The 16522-nt window shown below is 68.4% G+C and carries 16 protein-coding genes; 10 read left to right on the top strand and 6 right to left on the bottom strand.

Annotated elements, in window-relative coordinates:
• Nucleotides 1–5 precede the first annotated feature (5 nt).
• From BM360_RS03810 to BM360_RS03785, 6 genes are all read left to right on the top strand, one after another.
• Entirely contained in the window at nucleotides 6–218 is a 213-nt protein-coding gene (locus BM360_RS03810) for a hypothetical protein (protein ID WP_093310944.1), read from the top strand.
• A complete protein-coding gene (locus BM360_RS03805) occupies nucleotides 215–670 on the top strand; it encodes a DUF2243 domain-containing protein (protein WP_093310941.1) in 456 nt (151 codons plus the stop codon). The genes BM360_RS03810 and BM360_RS03805 overlap by 4 nt, the downstream gene beginning before the upstream one ends.
• Nucleotides 671–772: 102 nt before the next feature.
• On the top strand, nucleotides 773–1921 hold the full coding sequence (locus BM360_RS03800; RefSeq protein ID WP_093310937.1) for a zinc-dependent alcohol dehydrogenase: 1149 nt from the start codon (nucleotides 773–775) through the stop codon (nucleotides 1919–1921).
• Nucleotides 1922–1933: 12 nt separating this feature from the next.
• Nucleotides 1934–2485: a hypothetical protein gene (locus tag BM360_RS03795; RefSeq protein WP_207544522.1), complete on the top strand. Its 552-nt coding sequence runs from the start codon at nucleotides 1934–1936 to the stop codon at nucleotides 2483–2485.
• A 5-nt stretch (nucleotides 2486–2490) separates the two neighbouring features.
• The gene (locus BM360_RS03790) at nucleotides 2491–2730 is read left to right on the top strand and encodes a glutaredoxin domain-containing protein (RefSeq protein ID WP_242653305.1); all 240 of its coding nucleotides are present in this window, start codon (nucleotides 2491–2493) and stop codon (nucleotides 2728–2730) included.
• An 85-nt stretch (nucleotides 2731–2815) separates the two neighbouring features.
• Nucleotides 2816–4399 carry a Na+/H+ antiporter gene (locus tag BM360_RS03785; protein ID WP_093310933.1) on the top strand — a complete coding sequence of 528 codons (1584 nt, stop codon included), beginning with the start codon at nucleotides 2816–2818 and terminating at the stop codon, nucleotides 4397–4399.
• Nucleotides 4400–4420: 21 nt separating this feature from the next.
• Here the strand turns inward: BM360_RS03785 and BM360_RS03780 are convergent, their stop codons facing one another.
• The 5 genes from BM360_RS03780 to BM360_RS03760 form a co-directional block, all read right to left on the bottom strand.
• Nucleotides 4421–4681: a hypothetical protein gene (locus tag BM360_RS03780; protein ID WP_131819176.1), complete on the bottom strand. Its 261-nt coding sequence runs from the start codon at nucleotides 4679–4681 to the stop codon at nucleotides 4421–4423.
• 10 nt (nucleotides 4682–4691) lie between these two features.
• On the bottom strand, nucleotides 4692–5705 hold the full coding sequence (locus tag BM360_RS03775; protein WP_093310927.1) for an inorganic phosphate transporter: 1014 nt from the start codon (nucleotides 5703–5705) through the stop codon (nucleotides 4692–4694).
• A 10-nt stretch (nucleotides 5706–5715) separates the two neighbouring features.
• The gene (locus tag BM360_RS03770; RefSeq protein ID WP_093310925.1) at nucleotides 5716–6843 is read right to left on the bottom strand and encodes a DUF47 family protein; all 1128 of its coding nucleotides are present in this window, start codon (nucleotides 6841–6843) and stop codon (nucleotides 5716–5718) included.
• Nucleotides 6844–6963: 120 nt separating this feature from the next.
• Complete coding sequence (locus BM360_RS03765) at nucleotides 6964–8055, bottom strand: sensor histidine kinase (protein WP_093310923.1); 1092 nt, start codon at nucleotides 8053–8055, stop codon at nucleotides 6964–6966.
• 85 nt (nucleotides 8056–8140) lie between these two features.
• A complete protein-coding gene (locus BM360_RS03760) occupies nucleotides 8141–8755 on the bottom strand; it encodes a TetR/AcrR family transcriptional regulator (protein WP_093313706.1) in 615 nt (204 codons plus the stop codon).
• 110 nt (nucleotides 8756–8865) lie between these two features.
• Between BM360_RS03760 and BM360_RS03755 the strand changes: the two genes are divergently transcribed.
• Genes BM360_RS03755 through BM360_RS03740 form a run of 4 tightly spaced genes read left to right on the top strand, consistent with a single transcriptional unit; the run spans nucleotide 8866 to nucleotide 15183 of the window.
• Entirely contained in the window at nucleotides 8866–9231 is a 366-nt protein-coding gene (locus BM360_RS03755) for a hypothetical protein (protein WP_093310921.1), read from the top strand.
• 25 nt (nucleotides 9232–9256) lie between these two features.
• Entirely contained in the window at nucleotides 9257–10516 is a 1260-nt protein-coding gene (locus BM360_RS03750; RefSeq protein ID WP_093313704.1) for an efflux RND transporter periplasmic adaptor subunit, read from the top strand.
• 54 nt (nucleotides 10517–10570) lie between these two features.
• Complete coding sequence (locus tag BM360_RS03745) at nucleotides 10571–13744, top strand: efflux RND transporter permease subunit (RefSeq protein ID WP_093310919.1); 3174 nt, start codon at nucleotides 10571–10573, stop codon at nucleotides 13742–13744.
• Nucleotides 13745–13755: 11 nt separating this feature from the next.
• Nucleotides 13756–15183 (top strand): efflux transporter outer membrane subunit, encoded by a 1428-nt coding sequence (locus BM360_RS03740; protein ID WP_093310918.1) that lies wholly within the window; start codon nucleotides 13756–13758, stop codon nucleotides 15181–15183.
• A 44-nt stretch (nucleotides 15184–15227) separates the two neighbouring features.
• Here the strand turns inward: BM360_RS03740 and BM360_RS03735 are convergent, their stop codons facing one another.
• Complete coding sequence (locus tag BM360_RS03735; protein ID WP_242653303.1) at nucleotides 15228–16454, bottom strand: metal-dependent hydrolase family protein; 1227 nt, start codon at nucleotides 16452–16454, stop codon at nucleotides 15228–15230.
• Between the last annotated feature and the right edge of the window lie 68 nt (nucleotides 16455–16522).

The raw sequence follows: 16522 nt of genomic DNA, 5'->3' as shown, positions 1-16522 counted from the left end.
GCACCATGGCCCGGACCATCCCTCTGCGTGCACTGCTGGTGCCGTTGGCGCTCACGCCTCTGCCGGCGGCCGCATGCACCTTGTGCCGGTCCGATGCGGCGGAGGCGATCCGGGCGCGGTTGGTCGCGCCCGATCTGGCTTGGAACCTGTGCGTCACCGCAATTCCGCTGCTGCTCTTGCTGGCGATCATCGCCGCGGTTGCGCGGGAGCGGGCATGATCCGCCGCCATCGCCCGCTACTGTCCGCCGGACTGGCGCTCGGCATCGGCATGGGCGGGTTCGTCGACGGGATCCTGCTCCATCAGATCCTGCAGCTGCACAACATGCTGTCCGCGCGCATCGCCAATACCGATTATGTCGGCGCCAAGGTGAACATGGTGTGGGACGGCATCTTCCACGCAGGCGTGTGGATCATCACCGCCATCGGCATCCTGCTGCTCTGGCGCGCCGGACGGATGCGGGATGCGGACATGGGTGGCCGGCTGCTCGGCGGCGCGGCGCTGATGGGCTGGGGGCTGTTCAACCTGGTCGAGGGCGCGATCGACCATCATCTGCTGCAACTGCACCACGTCTATGAGCCGATGGGCCTGTCGATTTGGGACCATGTTTTCCTGCTCTGGGGCGCAGCGATGCTGCTGGGCGGATGGACCGTGGCGCGGGCGCGGCAGTGAGTTTCCCTGTCCCTGCAACACTTTGCACAAGGTGGCGTTTCTAGGGCGTCTCGGGGTGCCGGCCATGGTCGGCCTCCGCCCGGCTGAGCGAGGACCTCAACGATGCTGGCGATGAACTACCGGGGACCATATCGCGTCCGCGCCGACGAGAAGCCGATGCCCGTCATCCTCCATCCGGAGGATGCGATCGTGCGGGTGACGCGATCCTGCATCTGCGGATCGGACCTGCACCTCTATCACGGCATGGTGCCCGACACGCGCGTCGGCATGACGTTCGGTCATGAATTCTGCGGCGTGGTGGAGCAGGTCGGCCCCGAGGTGCGCAACCTCAAGGTCGGCGATCACGTGCTGGTGCCGTTCAACATTGGCTGCGGCAAATGCCACTTCTGCCAACAGGAGCTGTTCGGCAATTGCCACGAGAGCAACGCGCAGGCTACGGCGGTCGGCGGCATCTTCGGCTATTCGCATACGGCGGGCGGCTATGACGGCGGACAGGCGCAATATGTCCGCGTGCCCTATGCCGATGTCGGGCCCACGGTGATCCCCGACTGGATGGATCCGGACGACGCGGTATTGCTGACCGACGTCGTGCCGACCGGTTATCAGGCGGCCGAGATGGGCGGCATCAAGCGCGGCGACACGGTGGTGGTGTTCGGCGCCGGCCCCGTCGGCCTGATGGCGGCCAAATCGGCCTGGCTGTTCGGGGCAGGCCGTGTGATCGTGATCGACAGCCAGGAGTACCGGCTCGATTTCGCGCGGCACTTCGCGCACGCCGAGGTCTACAACCTGCGCGAGATCGACGACATGGTCGTCTTCCTCAAGAAGCAGACGGACTCGCTCGGCGCCGACGTGTGCATCGACGCGGTTGGCGGCGATGCCGTCGGCAACGGCTTGCAATGGCTGTTCGGCACGAAGCTTAAGCTGGAGGCGGGCAATGCCATCGCGCTCCACTGGGCGATCAACTCGGTGAAGAAGGGCGGGATCGTCTCGATCGTCGGCGTCTACGGCCCGACCGGCAACATGATCCCGATCGGCAACGTCGTGAACAAGGGCATCACGATCCGCGCCAACCAGGCATCGGTAAAGCGGCTGCTGCCGCGGCTGATCGAGCATATCAAGGAAGGCCGGATCAACCCCAAGGCGATGATCACCCACCGCGTTCCGCTGGAGCATGTGGCCGACGCCTACCACATCTTCTCTTCCAAGCTCGACGGCTGCATCAAGCCCGTGCTCATTCCCAATGCCGCCTGAGGGAGACCGGACATGACCAAGGCGCTTGTCGATACCGCCGCAATCCCCGGCTGGGGCGTGGATGCCGATCCGGAGAACGACCCGACCTATCCGATGCGGCACATCGAGCATCAGCAGGATCGGGGACTGACGTGGGAGCGGCCGACCCAGCAGCATCCCAAGGTCGAGATCCTGCGCTCGATCGAGCATAATCGGCTGCCCGCCGTGGTCGGCACCTCCACGCCGCCGGCGGGCCTCAGCGGCATGATCCGGCGAGTGGCCTTTCGCCGGAGCGAGTCGGATTGGTGGCACTGGCTGATGCTGATGGGTGCGGATCGGCTGAACGTCGTCGAGGGGGTGGTCGAGGATCTTGCCAAGGGCAAGGTGCCGAACATCCCGGCCGAGCTCGGCTGGAAGTCGGAATGGCAGCACAACCAGAAAGGCGTGGCGAAGAAGGCCGGGATCGCCGTCGCACTCGGTGCCGGGCTTTTCCTCTGGTCGCGTCGTTCCAAGCAGCGCCGCGACGAGGAGGTCGCCGGGCCGCACTCGCTCGCCGCCGAAGCCGCAGCGGAGCGCGCGCAGTGAGCGGCGTGCGCACCGCCACCCTCTACCGCATGGTCCTGCCCGATCATGTCTGTCCCTTCGGCGTTCGCGCCAAGGCGATGCTGGAGGATGCAGGCTACGAGGTGGAGGAGCACATCCTCTCGTCCCGTGAGGAGGTCGATCGCTTCGAGGAGGAGCAGGGCGTGGCAACGACCCCGCAGATCTTTATCGATGGTGAGCGGATCGGCGGCAGCGCCGATCTCGAGGGCTATCTCGCTCGCGGCTGATCCGCGGGCTGCGTATCCGCGGCGTTGACCTGTTGCGCTCTCCTGGCAAGAACGGTGGTCCACACGCGTTCAGGCAAGGCGGCGCATGCACCCGGCGGAGTTGTTCGAGCTGATCGTCGGGATGTTCCTGGCGGTGTTGGCGCTCCACTATCTGGCTCACCGCCTCAACCTGCCGCCGGCGGCTGCCCTGCTGGTCGGCGGCAGCGCGCTTGCTTTCCTGCCGGGACTGCCGTCGGTTGCGATCGATCCGGAACTGGTACTGGTGCTGTTCCTGCCGCCGCTCCTGATGGACGGCGCCTGGTACACCGCGCTCGCGCCGTTCAAGCGGCATATGGCGGGCATCCTGTCGCTTGCGGTCGGTGCGGTGGTGTTTACCGCCTTCGCTGTCGCCATCGTCGCCAAGCTGCTGATGCCGGACCTGCCCTTTGCCGCCTGCGTCGCGCTCGGCGCGGTGCTGTCCCCGCCCGATGCGGTCTCGGCGCGGGCGGTGCTGCAGCGTGTGCGCCTGCCACGACGGCTGATGACGCTGCTGGAAGGCGAGAGCCTGCTGAACGATGCCGCGGGGCTCGTCCTGTTCCGCTTCGCCGTGGCGGCAGTGCTGACCGGCAGCTTCAGCCTGGTCGAGGCGGGGGGCAGCTTTGTCCTCCTGGTCCTCGGCGGGCTGCTGGTCGGTGGCGCGATCGGCGGGCTGTGGGTGCTGCTGCTGCGCCGGCTCGGCGACGATTCGCTGATGATCGTCGCAACCGTTCTCGTCTGCTGGAGCGCCTATATCGCAGGCGAGATGCTGCACGTGTCAGGCGTGATCGCCACCGTGGCCGCGGGGCTGACCTGCGGCTGGTTCCAGCATGTCGTGTTCGGCGCGGGCGTGCGGCTCCGTGCGGTGGCCTTCTGGCAATCGCTCGTCTTTCTGCTGGAGGCGGCAGTGTTCATGCTGATCGGCTTCTCGCTGCGGGGCGTGCTGGAGCGTGTCGGCGGCATCTCCGTCGTGGTCGAGCAGATGGCCGGACCGGTGGCGCTGATCGTCCTGGCGGTGCTCGTCGCGCGCTTCCTGTGGGTGTTCGGCGTGGATGCGGGGGTGACGATGCTGCGGCGCGCCGGCTGGACCAGGGCATGCCCGCTCGGTGCCCGCGCGTCGCTGGTAATGAGCTGGGCCGGAATGCGCGGCGTGGTGACGCTGGCGGTGGCCCTGTCGCTGCCGGCCGAGATGCCGCAGCGCGATCTGATGCTGGTCACCGCCTTCGCGGTGATCGCCGTGACCGTGCTGTTGCAGGGCACGTCGCTCGGCCTGCTCATCCGGCTTGCCCAGCCACCCGAGGACGACCGTGCGGCACCGCCGCTCGACCTGCATGCCGCCGAAAACGCGATGTTCAAGGCGCAGTTCGTGGCCGTCGAGAAGCATGCCTATGACGCGGACGGCAAACTGATCCATCCGCAGCTTCTCGCCCGCTATCGCACGCGCGCCACGGCGTCGGCCAAGTTCGAGGGCACGGACGAGGAGCGCGCGCATGCAATCGCCAGCCACTTCGATACGGTGATCGCCGCGGTGGACGCAGGCCGGGCAGAGCTGGTCAGGCTGCACCGTGCGGGGCAGATCGACGATGCGACGCTGCACGATCTCGAGCGCGACCTCGATCTCGAGGAGCTTGCGGCAGTGTCCGCCAAGGGCTGATCGCCCCGGGGTCGCTGACGCTTAGGTCAGTCGCGGTACATCAGGGTCGCGCTGGGGCTCACGCTTCGCCTCTCGCGTAGATACGCGGACCAGCACCGCGGTCGACAGCAGCACGCCGGAGACGAGCGCACCGATCGACAGCAAACCGCTGGGCGTCACCTTCACGCTGGCGCTCACGCCGACGCGCCCGGCTCGCAGGCTCAGCCGGGCGCGCTGCACCTCCGGCTTGGCTTTCCGGAGCGAGCGCGCCGTCATCATCGGTGTCGTCGTGTCCAGCCGCACCACCGCCTCCTCAGAACAGGGTCGTCAGCCAGTAGAACAGGGCGCCGACCGCAGCGGAAGCGGGGATCGTGATGATCCACGCGGTTACGACGCTCTGCGCCACGCCCCAGCGGACAGCCGACGCACGTCGCGCCACGCCCGCGCCGATGATGCTGCCGGTGATCGTGTGCGTGGTCGAGACCGGAATACCGAGCGCGGAGGCGGTGAACAGCATGATCGAGCCGCCGAGCGATGCGGAGAACCCCTGGTGCTGCGACAGCTTGGTGATGCGCGATCCCATCGTCTCGATGATCTTCCACCCGCCCGTCATCGTGCCCAGCGCGATCGCGACATAGCAGCTGATCGCCACCCAGTGCGGAACCGAGAACGGGCCGGTGAGATAGCCGGTCGAATAGAGCAGGACGGTGATGATCCCCATCGTCTTCTGCGCATCGTTCAGGCCGTGGCTGAGCGAGTAAGCGGCCGACGAGATGAGGTGGAGCACGCGGAAGGACCGCTCTGCGCGGGATGCGCTGACGCGGTGCAGCGCCCAGCTGGACACGAGCATGATCGCCATGGCGAGGATCATGCCGAGCGTGGGGGAAAGGACGATGGCGATCAGCGTCTTGTTCAGCCCGCCCCACTGGATGCCGCTGAGGCCCGCATGCGCGACGCCCGAGCCGATCAGCCCGCCGACCAGCGCATGGCTGCTGGAGGAGGGGATGCCCTTCAGCCAGGTCAGCACGTTCCACGTCATCGCCCCGATCAGCGCGCCGAACACCACGGCGGGCGTCACCAGCTGCTGATCGATCAGCCCCTTGCCGATCGTCTCGGCAACCGCGTGCAGGCTGGGGAAGGCGATGGTGAGGAAATAGGCGGCGAAGTTGAACACCGCGGCGAACAGCACCGCCTGCACCGGGCTCAACAGGCGGGTGGCGACGACAGTGGCGATGGAGTTGGCCGCATCGTGCAGCCCGTTCAGATAGTCGAAGGCCAGCGCGACGGCGATGAGGCCGACCAGCAGCGGGAATGCGAGTTCGTGCATGGGATCGCGATCAGGCGTGATCGATGACGATGCCGTCAATCTCGTTGGCCACGTCCTCGAAGGCGTTCACCACGCTTTCCAGATGCTTGTAGATCTCGCGCTCCACCGTAAAGCGCATCGAATCGGCGGCGCCATGCTGGAGAAAGCTCTTCTTCAGCCCCGCCGCCTGGATCTCGTCCGCCTGGCCCTCCAGCCGCACGACACGCTCGGTCAGCTCGTGCAGTCGGCCGCCATTGCGTGCCACCTCGCGCAGCAGCGGCATCGCCTCCGCGGTCAGGCGGGCGGCATCGATGACGATGCCGGCGAGATCCCGCATCTCCGGTGCGAAGCTGCGCACCTCGTAGATGCTGATCGCGTTGGCGGCCGCGTGCATTTCGTCCACCGCGTCGTCCAGCGCACCGATCAGGCTGGTGATGGCGCCGCGATCGAACGGCGTCAGGAAGGTCTTGCGGACGTCCAGCAGAACGTCGCGGGTGATGTTGTCGGCGTCCTGCTCACGCTCGATCACCTCGCGGATATGCTCGGCCTGGGCGGAGCCTTCGTCCAGCACGCGGGCCAGCGCGTTGGCGGCGGCCAGCACGGTCTGCGAGTGCGCCTCGAACAGATCGAAGAAGTTGCCCGTGCGGGGCAACAGGCGCTGAAACCAGCCGAACATCGAAGCGACTCCCGTGTGGCGCATTACGTTTGAAATGGCGGTGCGCTTGGCCGCGGCGCGGAAACCGGAGGCGCTGAAAGATCGGATCATGGCGCGCAGATCGGGCTCGTCCACCGCCTCGGCCGCCTCGGCCAGCGTGAACCAGCGCCGCTCGCGCTCATGCTGTTCCTTCCACGTCGGCATCTCGCGCGTCACCGCCAGCGGGAAGACGTCGACATCGACCATCAGCGATGCGCCGCTGCCCCGCCGCTTGCGATAGCGGAAGGAGCCGAGCGGGGTCGGGCAGACCGGCCCGCACACACCCGCTTCCTCTTCCGCCTCCATGCCGGCCGCCGCGTGCGGCGCCAGGCCTGCCGGCTGATTGCCCTTCGGGATCACCCAGCGCTTCGTGCCTCGCGAGGTGACGAGCATGACCTGGACCACGCCGCCGGGCAGCGGATCGATGGAGCGATAGGGCAGGGCGGCGATCTGGCGGATGAGCATCACTCGGTAAGCGTGGGCCTAGTGCGTCTTCAACACGCGGATATGTCAGGCGAAGACGCTGCTTCACCGCGCGCGCTGATAGCGGGGCGCGCGGCGTTCGCAAAGCGAATGCAAGCGGCCTCAATCCGGCAGGATGCGGAGCGGCAGGCGCAGCGTGACCGTATAGCGACCGTCGATCCGGTCCTTCTCGAACGATGCGGTGCCGCCATAAAGCGCCGCCAGTCGCGCACGGACGTTGGCGAGGCCGACGCCCATGCCGCCGCGCTTCTCGGCCGGGGCGGGGACGGGCGGGAGATCGTCGCCGTCGTCGTCGACGGAGAGGATCAGCCACCCATCCTCGCCCCGCGCCTGCAACCGCACCGTCACCGGCCGGCGGGACCGTGCGACGCCATATTTCACCGCATTCTCGACGAGCGGCTGGAGGATGAAGCTGGGCACCGCGGCGCGTTCCGTCTGCGGCGCCAGTACCATTTCGACCAGCATGCGATCGCCGAAACGCACCGCCTCGATCGCCAGATAGGCGTCGATGGCTGCGGCCTCATCCTCCAGCGGCACCATCTCGTCCGGATCGGCGGCAAGGCTGGCGCGGAGGAAGTCCACCAGCCGTTCCAGCATCTCCTCCGCCTCTTCCGTCCGCTTGAGCACGACGAGAGAGGAAAGGGCGTTCAGCGCGTTGAACAGGAAGTGTGGATTGAGCTGCAATCGCAGCGCGACCAGCCGGGCATGCTCCACCGCCGCCTCGGCGCGCGCGGCGCGCACCTCGACCGCATTCTTGCGGCGCAGCTCGACCAAGACCGCCAGCGTCGCGAAGTTGGCGAAGCAGAGATAGACATGGTCCCGGAAGTTGCGCGCGAACCGCTCGCGAATGGCGGCGTGATGCGCTTCGTCCAGCGACGGTACCACGCCGAGCGCGAGGTTCTCGGCGAGATTGACCAGCGATTGCAGGAAAGCGGCCGCGAACACCGCGCCGAACAGCAGCGCCCAGCGGCCATAGCCTTTGTAGCCACCGGTCAGCTGCGTCAGCGGGTAGAGGCCGTAGGCGATGGTGGCGACGGCGAACACGGCGACGATGTCGGCTGGTGCCTCGGCCAGGAAGGCGGTGCGCCCGGCGATCAGTTCGGACGCGGCATAGGTCAGCCACACCAGATACCAGATGGCATAGGTGATCAGTGCCGCGGTGCGCGCGTCCCGATCCAACAAGCTGACCCGCATCGAGAACCCCCGGCGCCCGCTCTAGCCGGGCTTGCGGGGCGCGCCTATGCCCGGACGCACGCGGCGCCGGTCTAGACTCCTTCGCTCAGGCGGGTGTGCGGACGAGGTGCGAGCTGATCAACTGATCGCCGCATGCGATCAGCGAGCCGCTCGGCCCCTGGCTGCCGAAGATATGGTGGCTAGCCATCGCCCCCTCGATCAGCAGGATCAGCCCGTCGGCCAGCGTCTCCGCGTCCACCTGCGGCAGACCACGCGCAATGCCGACCATTCGGCCGCGCAGATTTGCCTTGCACGTCTCCAGCACGGCGCGGCCGGGATGGCCGGGCTCGGGGAACTCGACCGCGGTGTTGCTGAGGGGGCATCCGCGGAAGCCGGGATCGGCGATCTTGCGGGCGAAGTGGCGGACGATGGCGCGCAGCTGCGCCTCCGGATCGTCCGGCAGCTCTGCCAGGAGCGCGTCGAGATCGGCCGTGCTGCCACGCGCGCTTTCCGTCAGGCAGGCGGCCACAAGATCGTCCTTGGAAGCGAAGGCACGATAAAGGCTTGGCTTCGTCACGCCGGCCTGGCTGACGATCTCGTCCACGCCGACCGCGCGGATGCCGCGCCGGTAGAACAGATCCCGAGCCGCTTCAAATACACGGGCGGCCGCGCCCTTCCGGTCGCCGCCACAAGCTTGATCGCTGCAAAGAACTTTTTTCACCACCGCAATGATCCGGCGCTCCCTCGGGATTGACCAGGATGTAACCGATCGGTACGTGCGCTTCAAGGACGTACCGTTCAGTTACATTTTTCAGGACAGGAGTGCGCGCCATGGCGTATATGGCGTTCGAATCATGGGGTGGCGCGGCAGCCGACGTGGCGGAGGCGGTGCGCTTCTCACCCGTGGAGTTGCGGGCCATCGGGCTCGGTGAGCAGGTCGATGTCGCACGGGAACGGCGGCGCGGCGGCTGGCTCGGCCGGACGCTCGGCGTGTTGTTCGGGATCGAGCCGGCTCGCCCGCTGGCCGATCCGCACCTGGAGGCGCTGCGCCGCTTCGCATCGAAGGCGCGCTACCACCGGGACTTGATGGGCAGGGAGGATGTCGAGGCGCTTGTCGCCGCCGGATACACGGCGGGGCAGGCTTGGGGGCTGACCGGCTATCTTGGCGGTCGGCCGCGATCCGGCGCGCGCGGTTGAGCGCAGCCGGGGAGGGAGCGGCATCATGTACCTATCCGATGTGAAGGGCGATCCGGCGGGCGGCACGCCGACCGGCGTTGCGAGCGAGACCAGAGCGCGCCGCCGGCGCCTGGCATGGCTGGCGCTGCCCGCCGGCGGCCTGTTGCTGTTCGGCGCCTATCGGCTGACGAGCGGCGATCCCGTGGCCGCCCCGCCGCCGCCGCCATCGGTGACGGTCAGTGCGCCGCTCGTCCGCCAGGTGGCCGAATGGGACGATTATGTCGGCCGCTTCGAGGCGAGCCAGGCGGTGGAGATCCGACCCCGCGTGTCCGGCGCGCTGGAGTCGATCCGGTTCAAGGATGGCGATGTCGTCCGCAAGGGCCAGCTGCTCTTCACCATCGATCCGCGGCCGTTCGTCGCATCGCTACGCGAGGCGCAGGCGCGTGCCCAGTCGGCTGTCACCGCACTCGCACTTGCGCGGAGCGAGCTGAAGCGGGCCGAGCGTCTCGTCGCCGATCAGGCGGTCAGCGCCGAGGAGGTGGATTCGCTTCGCGCCCGTGCCCAGTCCGCCGTGGCAGCACTCGCCGCCGCGCGCGCGCAGGTCGAAGCACGGCGCCTTGATGTCGAGTTCACGCAGGTCCGCGCGCCCATTTCGGGCCGCATCTCGGACCGGCGGGTCGATATCGGCAATCTCGTCTCCGGCGACAGTGCGTCGAGCGCGACCGTGCTGACGACGATCAACGCGCTTGATCCGATCTACTTCGCGTTCGACGGTTCCGAGGCGCTCTACCTCAAGCAGCGCCGCGCCAAGCAGGGTGCCGCCGAGGTGCAGGTCCGCCTGCAGGACGAGACCGGTTATCGCTGGCAGGGGCGCGTCGATTTCGTCGACAATGCGATCGATCGCGGCTCGGGCACGATCCGCGGGCGGGCGGTGATCCGCAATCCGGATTATTTCCTCACCCCCGGCATGTTCGGCAACATGCGGATGGGCGAGGGCGGCTATGCGCAGGCGTTGCTGGTGCCCGACGCTGCGGTCGTCACCGATATCGGCCGCAAGACGGTGTTCGTCGTCGAGGGCGGCAAGGCGGTCGCCAAGCCCGTCACGGCCGGTCCACTGGTCGCGGGTCTCCGCGTCATCCGCGGCGGCCTGAAGCCGACCGACCGGGTAATCATCAGCGGCACGCAGAATGCGCAGCCGGGCGCGCCCGTATCCGCCACGGCCGGCCGGATCGAGGCAGCACCCGAAGCACCGGACACACCCGCCAGCGGCCCCGCCGCCTCCCAGGCGACGCTCGCCGCCCGCTGACGGCGCATGCCCGCCGTTCGCGGCGGGCCCACATATCAAGAAGGGGGCAGAGCCATGCGCCTGAGCCATACCTTTATCGAACGCCCGATCTTTGCGGGCGTGATCGCGGTCGTCATCACCATCATCGGCGCGCTCGCCTATTTCGGCCTGCCCGTGTCGCAATATCCCGATGTGGTACCGCCGACCGTGACGGTCAGCGCCACCTATCCCGGCGCCTCGTCCGAGACGATCGCCGATACCGTCGCTGCGCCGCTGGAGCAGGAGATCAACGGCGTCGACAACATGCTCTACGTGTCTTCGCAGTCCACCGGCGACGGGCGGCTGACGATCACCGTCACGTTCAAGCTCGGCACCGATCTCGATGAGGCGCAGGTGCTGGTGCAGAACCGCGTCGCGCAGGCCGAGCCGCGCCTGCCCGAGGAGGTGCGCCGCCAGGGTGTCGTGACGCGCAAGACCGCGCCCGACTTCCTGCTGGTCGCCAACCTCGTCTCGCCGGGCAACGTGCTCGATCGCGCCTACATCTCCAATTATGCGCTGACCCAGATGAAGGACCGGCTCGCCCGCCTCGACGGCGTGGGCGAAGTGCGCATCTTCGGCGCGCGCGATTTCGCGATGCGCGTGTGGATCGATCCGGGCCGTGCCGCTTCGCGCAACATGACCGCGGGCGAGATCGTCGAGGCGCTCCGCTCGCAGAACGTCCAGGTCGCCGCCGGCGCGATCGGCCGCCCGCCCGAGACGTCCGCACCCGCCTACGAGCTAAACGTCGAGACGCAGGGCCGGCTGACCAGCCCCGAGCAGTTCGAGAATATCGTCATCAAGACGGATGCCGAGGGCCGCCTGACCCGCCTGCGCGATGTGGCGCGGGTGGAGCTCGGCGCCGAGGATTATGGCGTCAACACCTACCTGTCGGGACAGCAGTCGCTCGGCATCGCCGTCTTCCAGCGGCCCGGGTCCAACGCGCTCGCCGCGGCGGATGCAGTGCTGGCCGAGATCGACACGATGTCCAAGCGCTTCCCCGCCGGGCTCGAATATCGCGTCATCTACAACCCGACCGAGTTCATCCGCGAATCCGTCAAGGCTGTGCAGCACACTTTGTTCGAGGCGGTGATCCTCGTCGTCATCGTCATCCTCGTCTTCCTGCAGAGCTGGCGGGCGGCGATCATTCCGGTGCTGGCGATCCCGGTGTCGCTCACCGGCACGTTCGCGGTGCTGGCGGCGGCGGGGTTCAGCCTGAACAACCTGTCACTTTTCGGGCTGGTGCTGGCGATCGGCATCGTGGTCGATGACGCGATCGTCGTGGTCGAGAATGTCGAGCGGAACCTGGAGGCGGGGCTCACCCCGCGCGAGGCCGCGCACAAGTCGATGGACGAGGTGTCGACGGCGCTGATCGCGATCGTGCTGGTGCTGTGCGCGGTGTTCGTGCCGACGATGTTCCTGACCGGGCTGACCGGGCAATTCTATCGCCAATTCGCCGTCACCATCGCGTCGGCGACGATCATCTCGCTGGTCCTATCGCTCACCCTCTCGCCCGCGCTCGCCGCTATCCTGCTGCGTCCGAAGCATGAGGAGGCGACCGGCAACCGCTGGCAGCGGCTGGTGCAGGAAGGCGGCCGGCGCTTCAATGCCGGGTTCGACCGGCTGAGCGCTTGGTATGCGGCGACCACGCGCCGGCTGCTGGCTCGGCCGAAGACGATGTTGTTCAGCTATGCCGGCCTGCTCGTCGCCGCCGTGTTCGCCTTCAGCGCGACGCCGGTCGGCTTCGTGCCGACGCAGGATCAGGGTTACATCCTCGCCGCCACCTTCACGCCGCCGGGCACCTCGCTTGCGCAGACGGACAAGGTGCTGCGCGAGACCGCCGACAAGATGATGAAAATCCCCGGCGTGAAGGGCGCCGTGATGCTGACCGGCTTCCACGCGCCGTCCGGCACGCAGGCCTCGAATGCTGCGGCCGCCTTCCTCGTGTTCGACTCGTTCGAGGAGCGGGCCAAGCATGGCGGGCAGACCGAGCACGACATCTTCGGTGCAGCGCAGAAGATTGCCGGCGGGATCAATGCCGGCCGCGTCTTCGTCATCCCGCCGCCGCTGATCCGCGGCATCGGCACGGGCGGCGGCTTCAAGCTGATGCTCCAGGACCGTGCGGGCAAAGGCTATGGCGAGCTGAACAAGATCGCCTGGGGCATCATCGGCGAGGCGAACAAGGATCCGGCGCTCGCCATGGTCCACACCAAATTCGAGGCCGCGGCGCCCCGCCTTTATGCCGATATCGACCGGGCGAAGGCCGACATGCTGGGCGTGAACCCGAGCCGCGTGTTCGAAGCGCTGCAGGTCTATCTCGGCTCGGCCTACGTCAACGATTTCAACCTGCTCGGCCGCACTTTCCGCGTGACCGCACAGGCGGATCTGCCATTCCGCGACGATGCGGCAGACGTGTCGCTGCTGAAGACGCGCTCGGCCTCCGGCGCGATGGTGCCGGTGGGCTCGGTGGCAAAGTTCGAGGACCGGGCCGGCCCCTACCGCGCCATCCGCTACAACCTCTATCCCGCGATCGACATCGAGGGTGATCTGAAGCCCGGCCACTCGTCGGGCGAGGCGATCGCGGCGATGGAGCGGCTGACGGCCAACCTGCCGCAGGGTGTCACCACCGAGTGGACCGAGGTCGCCTACCAGCAGAAGATGGCGGGCAACGCGGCGATCATCGTGTTCGCTGCCGCCACCCTGTTCGTCTTCCTCGTGCTGGCCGCCCAGTTCGAAAGCCTGATGCTGCCGCTGGCGATCATCCTGATCGTGCCCATGACGCTGCTGGCGGCGATGATCGGCGTGAACCTGCGTGGGATGGACAATAACGTGCTGACGCAGATCGGCCTGATCGTGCTGATCGGTCTGGCCGCCAAGAACGCCATCCTGATCGTCGAATTCGCCAAGCAGGGCGAGGATGAGGGCAGGGGCATCGTCGATGCCGTGGTCCACGCCGCGCAGCAGCGGTTGCGGCCAATCCTGATGACCAGCTTCGCCTTCATCCTCGGCGTGGTGCCGCTGGTGATCGCGAGCGGCCCGGGTGCGGAACTGCGCCAGGCGCTCGGCACCGCCGTCTTCTCCGGCATGCTCGGCGTCACCTTCTTCGGCCTCGTCTTCACGCCGATCTTCTACGTCGCCTGCCGCACGCTGGCCGAGCGCTTCCGCCGCAACCGCGGCGGCACCCAGGCGCCGGCCGCGGTCCCGGCCGAATGAGGGCTCCTGCCATGACCCGTCCGCTCAGCATCCTGCTGGCCGCCACTGCCCTTGCCGGTTGTGCCGTCGGGCCCGACTACAAGGCGCCGCAGACTGCCGGCAGCGCGGCGCAGCCGTTCATCGGCCAATCCGCCGCCGTCACCGCGGCGGAGCCCGAGGGCGAGTGGTGGCGGCTTTATGCCGATCCTGTGCTCGACCGGCTGGTCGCCGACGCGCTCGTCGCCAACAAGGACGTCGCCGTCGCGATCGCCAATCTCGCGCAGGCGCGGGCGGTGCTGCGCGAGCAGCGCGCCGGCCGCCTGCCGCAGACGGGGATCGACGCCAGCGCGCAATATGGCCGCCGCATCCTCGGCCAGCAGCAGGTGCCGGGCCTGAAGCGCGAGGACGTGATCTACGATGCGGGCCTCAGCGTCTCCTACGAGCTCGACCTGTTCGGCCGCGTCACCCGCTCGATTGAGGCGGCGCGAGGCGATGCGGAGGCCGCCCGGGGCGCGCTCGACGCGACGCGGGTAGCCGTGGCTGCCGAAACTGCCCGCGCTTATGCCGATGCGGTCTCCTCGGCCGAGCGGCTGGCAGTAGCGGAGCGTACGCTCGGCCTGCTCGACCGCACGGTGACACTGACCGGCAAGCGCTTCGAGGCCGGTCGGTCGAGCCGGCTCGATGTCAGCCGCGCGAGCGCCCTGCGCGATCAGCAGCGCGCCACGCTGCCGCCGCTCCGCGCCGATCGTGCCGCCGCCCTGTTCCGCCTCGCCACGCTCACCGGCCGCACGCCGGCCGACCTGCCGGTCGAGGCGACGCAACGCACCACCACGCTCCGCCTCGCACAGCCGATCCCGGTCGGCGACGGGCGCGGACTGCTGGCGCGGCGCCCCGACATTCGCGAGGCGGAGCGGCGGCTGGCGGCGCAGACCGCGCGCATCGGGGTGGCGACCGCCGCGCTCTATCCAACCATCTCGCTGGGCGGCTCGATCGGATCGACTAGCACGTCGCTGGGTGACATGTTCACCGGCGGGCCGTTCCGCTGGCTGCTCGGCCCGCTGCTCAGCTGGGCCTTTCCGAACCAGGAGGCGAACCGCGCCCGCATCGCCCAGGCGGATGCGGCCGCACGCGGCGAGCTCGCCCGCTTCGACCAGACGGTGCTGACCGCGCTTCAGGAGACGGAGACGGCGCTTGCTCGCTACAGCGCGGCGCTTCAGCGGCAGCAGGCGCTCAGCGATGCCGCCGCGCAGGCGCGCACCGCGGCGACGATCACCCGCGCGCAACTGCGGGAAGGGCGCGCCGACTTCCTCGTCGTGCTGGATGCGGAGCGGACCTCGGCGCTGGCGGAAGGCGATCTGGCGGCGTCCGATGCGGCGGTGGCGGATGCGCAGGTCGATCTGTTCCGTGCACTCGGCGGCGGCTGGCAGACCGCGCCGGAGCCGGTGCTGGCAGCGCGCTGAACGGACCCGTCACCCCGGCTTCCGCTGGGATGACGGGAAACCGCTTACCGCACCACAACGCCGCCCTTCACCACCAGCCGCACCTTCTTCACGGCCGTCACGTCGCGCGTGGGATCGCCGTCCACCGCGACCAGATCCGCCAGCAGGCCCGGCTTGACGCTGCCCAGCCGCGCAGCCTGACCGAAATAGCGGGCGTTGCCGGAAGTTGCCGCGATCATCACCTGTGCCGCCTGCATCCCAGCCGCCTGCATCAGCACCATCTCGCGCGCATTGTCGCCATGCGCATAGACGCCGACATCGCCACCCATGCAGATCGGCGTGCCCGCCGCACGCGCCAGGGCGAAGGCGCGGCGGCTCTCCGCCACGGCTTCGGGTGCGGGCTCCGCACCCTGCCAGCCGCGATAGCGGGAGACCGCATCGGAGGCGGCGAGGGTGGGGCAGAAGGCGATGTCCTTGTCCCGCATGGCACGGAACAGCTCGGCCGTGCCGCCATAGCCATGTTCGAGCGTATCGACACCAGCGGCGATGGAGCGTCGCATCCCTTCCGCCGTGGCCGCATGGACGGCAACTGGCCGGCCGGCATCATGCGCCGTTGCCACCGCGGCTGAGATTTCCTGTTGCGACAGGGTTGGGCGGCTCGGCTCACCGGGTTGGAAGTGATAGTCGGCGTAGAGCTTAACCACATCGGCACCCGCACCGATCTGCTCGCGCACTGCCGCGACGATCTCGTCGACGCCGCTGACTTCCTGCGCGCCTTGCGGTATCTCCACGCCGGGTTCGAACCCCTTGGGGCCATAAGCGCCGCGTGCGACGATCGCCTTGGTCGCGACGAGCATGCGCGGGCCCGGCACGATGCCCTTGTCGATCGCTTGGCGGAGGCCGACGTCGGCATAGCCCGCGCCCTCCGTGCCGAGATCGCGCTCGGTGGTGAAGCCCGCCTTCAGCGTCGCCACCGCCTGCGCCACTGCCCGCGCGGTGCGCAGCGCCAGCGGCTCGTGCAGCACCTGATCGGTCCACGGCGTTTCGTTGTAGGGGTGGAGGAACAGGTGACCGTGCCCCTCGATCATGCCCGGCATCAAAGTGGCACCCGGCAGCTCAATCACCTCCGCGCCCGCCGGTGCGGCGAGCGCCGGGCCGGCGGCGGTGATCCGGTCACCCTCCACCAGCACCTGCCAGCCTTCGTGCGGCCGCGGATCGACGCCGTCGAATACGCGCGCCGGTTTGAGCAGCAGTGTGGCCGCCTCCGCTGCGGGCGCCGCACAGGCTAGCATTGCCGCCGTTATCATCGCGCCACGTCGCATCGGCAATTTCACCCCCCAATCGCTCGGACTACGCCCGC

Source organism: Sphingomonas jatrophae, assembly GCF_900113315.1.
In the GTDB taxonomy this organism is placed as follows: Bacteria; Pseudomonadota; Alphaproteobacteria; order Sphingomonadales; family Sphingomonadaceae; genus Sphingomonas_P; species Sphingomonas_P jatrophae.
The sequence above is the reverse complement of the archived record's forward strand: the minus strand, read 5'-3'. Positions and strand labels throughout refer to the sequence as shown.

Coding starts and splice junctions, on each gene's coding strand:
- BM360_RS03810 (WP_093310944.1), top strand. CDS start 6: ATGGCCCGGACCATCCCTCTGCGTGCACTGCTGGTGCCGTTGGCGCTC.
- BM360_RS03805 (WP_093310941.1), top strand. CDS start 215: ATGATCCGCCGCCATCGCCCGCTACTGTCCGCCGGACTGGCGCTCGGC.
- BM360_RS03800 (WP_093310937.1), top strand. CDS start 773: ATGCTGGCGATGAACTACCGGGGACCATATCGCGTCCGCGCCGACGAG.
- BM360_RS03795 (WP_207544522.1), top strand. CDS start 1,934: ATGACCAAGGCGCTTGTCGATACCGCCGCAATCCCCGGCTGGGGCGTG.
- BM360_RS03785 (WP_093310933.1), top strand. CDS start 2,816: ATGCACCCGGCGGAGTTGTTCGAGCTGATCGTCGGGATGTTCCTGGCG.
- BM360_RS03775 (WP_093310927.1), bottom strand. CDS start 5,705: ATGCACGAACTCGCATTCCCGCTGCTGGTCGGCCTCATCGCCGTCGCG.
- BM360_RS03770 (WP_093310925.1), bottom strand. CDS start 6,843: ATGCTCATCCGCCAGATCGCCGCCCTGCCCTATCGCTCCATCGATCCG.
- BM360_RS03765 (WP_093310923.1), bottom strand. CDS start 8,055: ATGCGGGTCAGCTTGTTGGATCGGGACGCGCGCACCGCGGCACTGATC.
- BM360_RS03755 (WP_093310921.1), top strand. CDS start 8,866: ATGGCGTATATGGCGTTCGAATCATGGGGTGGCGCGGCAGCCGACGTG.
- BM360_RS03750 (WP_093313704.1), top strand. CDS start 9,257: ATGTACCTATCCGATGTGAAGGGCGATCCGGCGGGCGGCACGCCGACC.
- BM360_RS03745 (WP_093310919.1), top strand. CDS start 10,571: ATGCGCCTGAGCCATACCTTTATCGAACGCCCGATCTTTGCGGGCGTG.
- BM360_RS03740 (WP_093310918.1), top strand. CDS start 13,756: ATGACCCGTCCGCTCAGCATCCTGCTGGCCGCCACTGCCCTTGCCGGT.
- BM360_RS03735 (WP_242653303.1), bottom strand. CDS start 16,454: ATGCTAGCCTGTGCGGCGCCCGCAGCGGAGGCGGCCACACTGCTGCTC.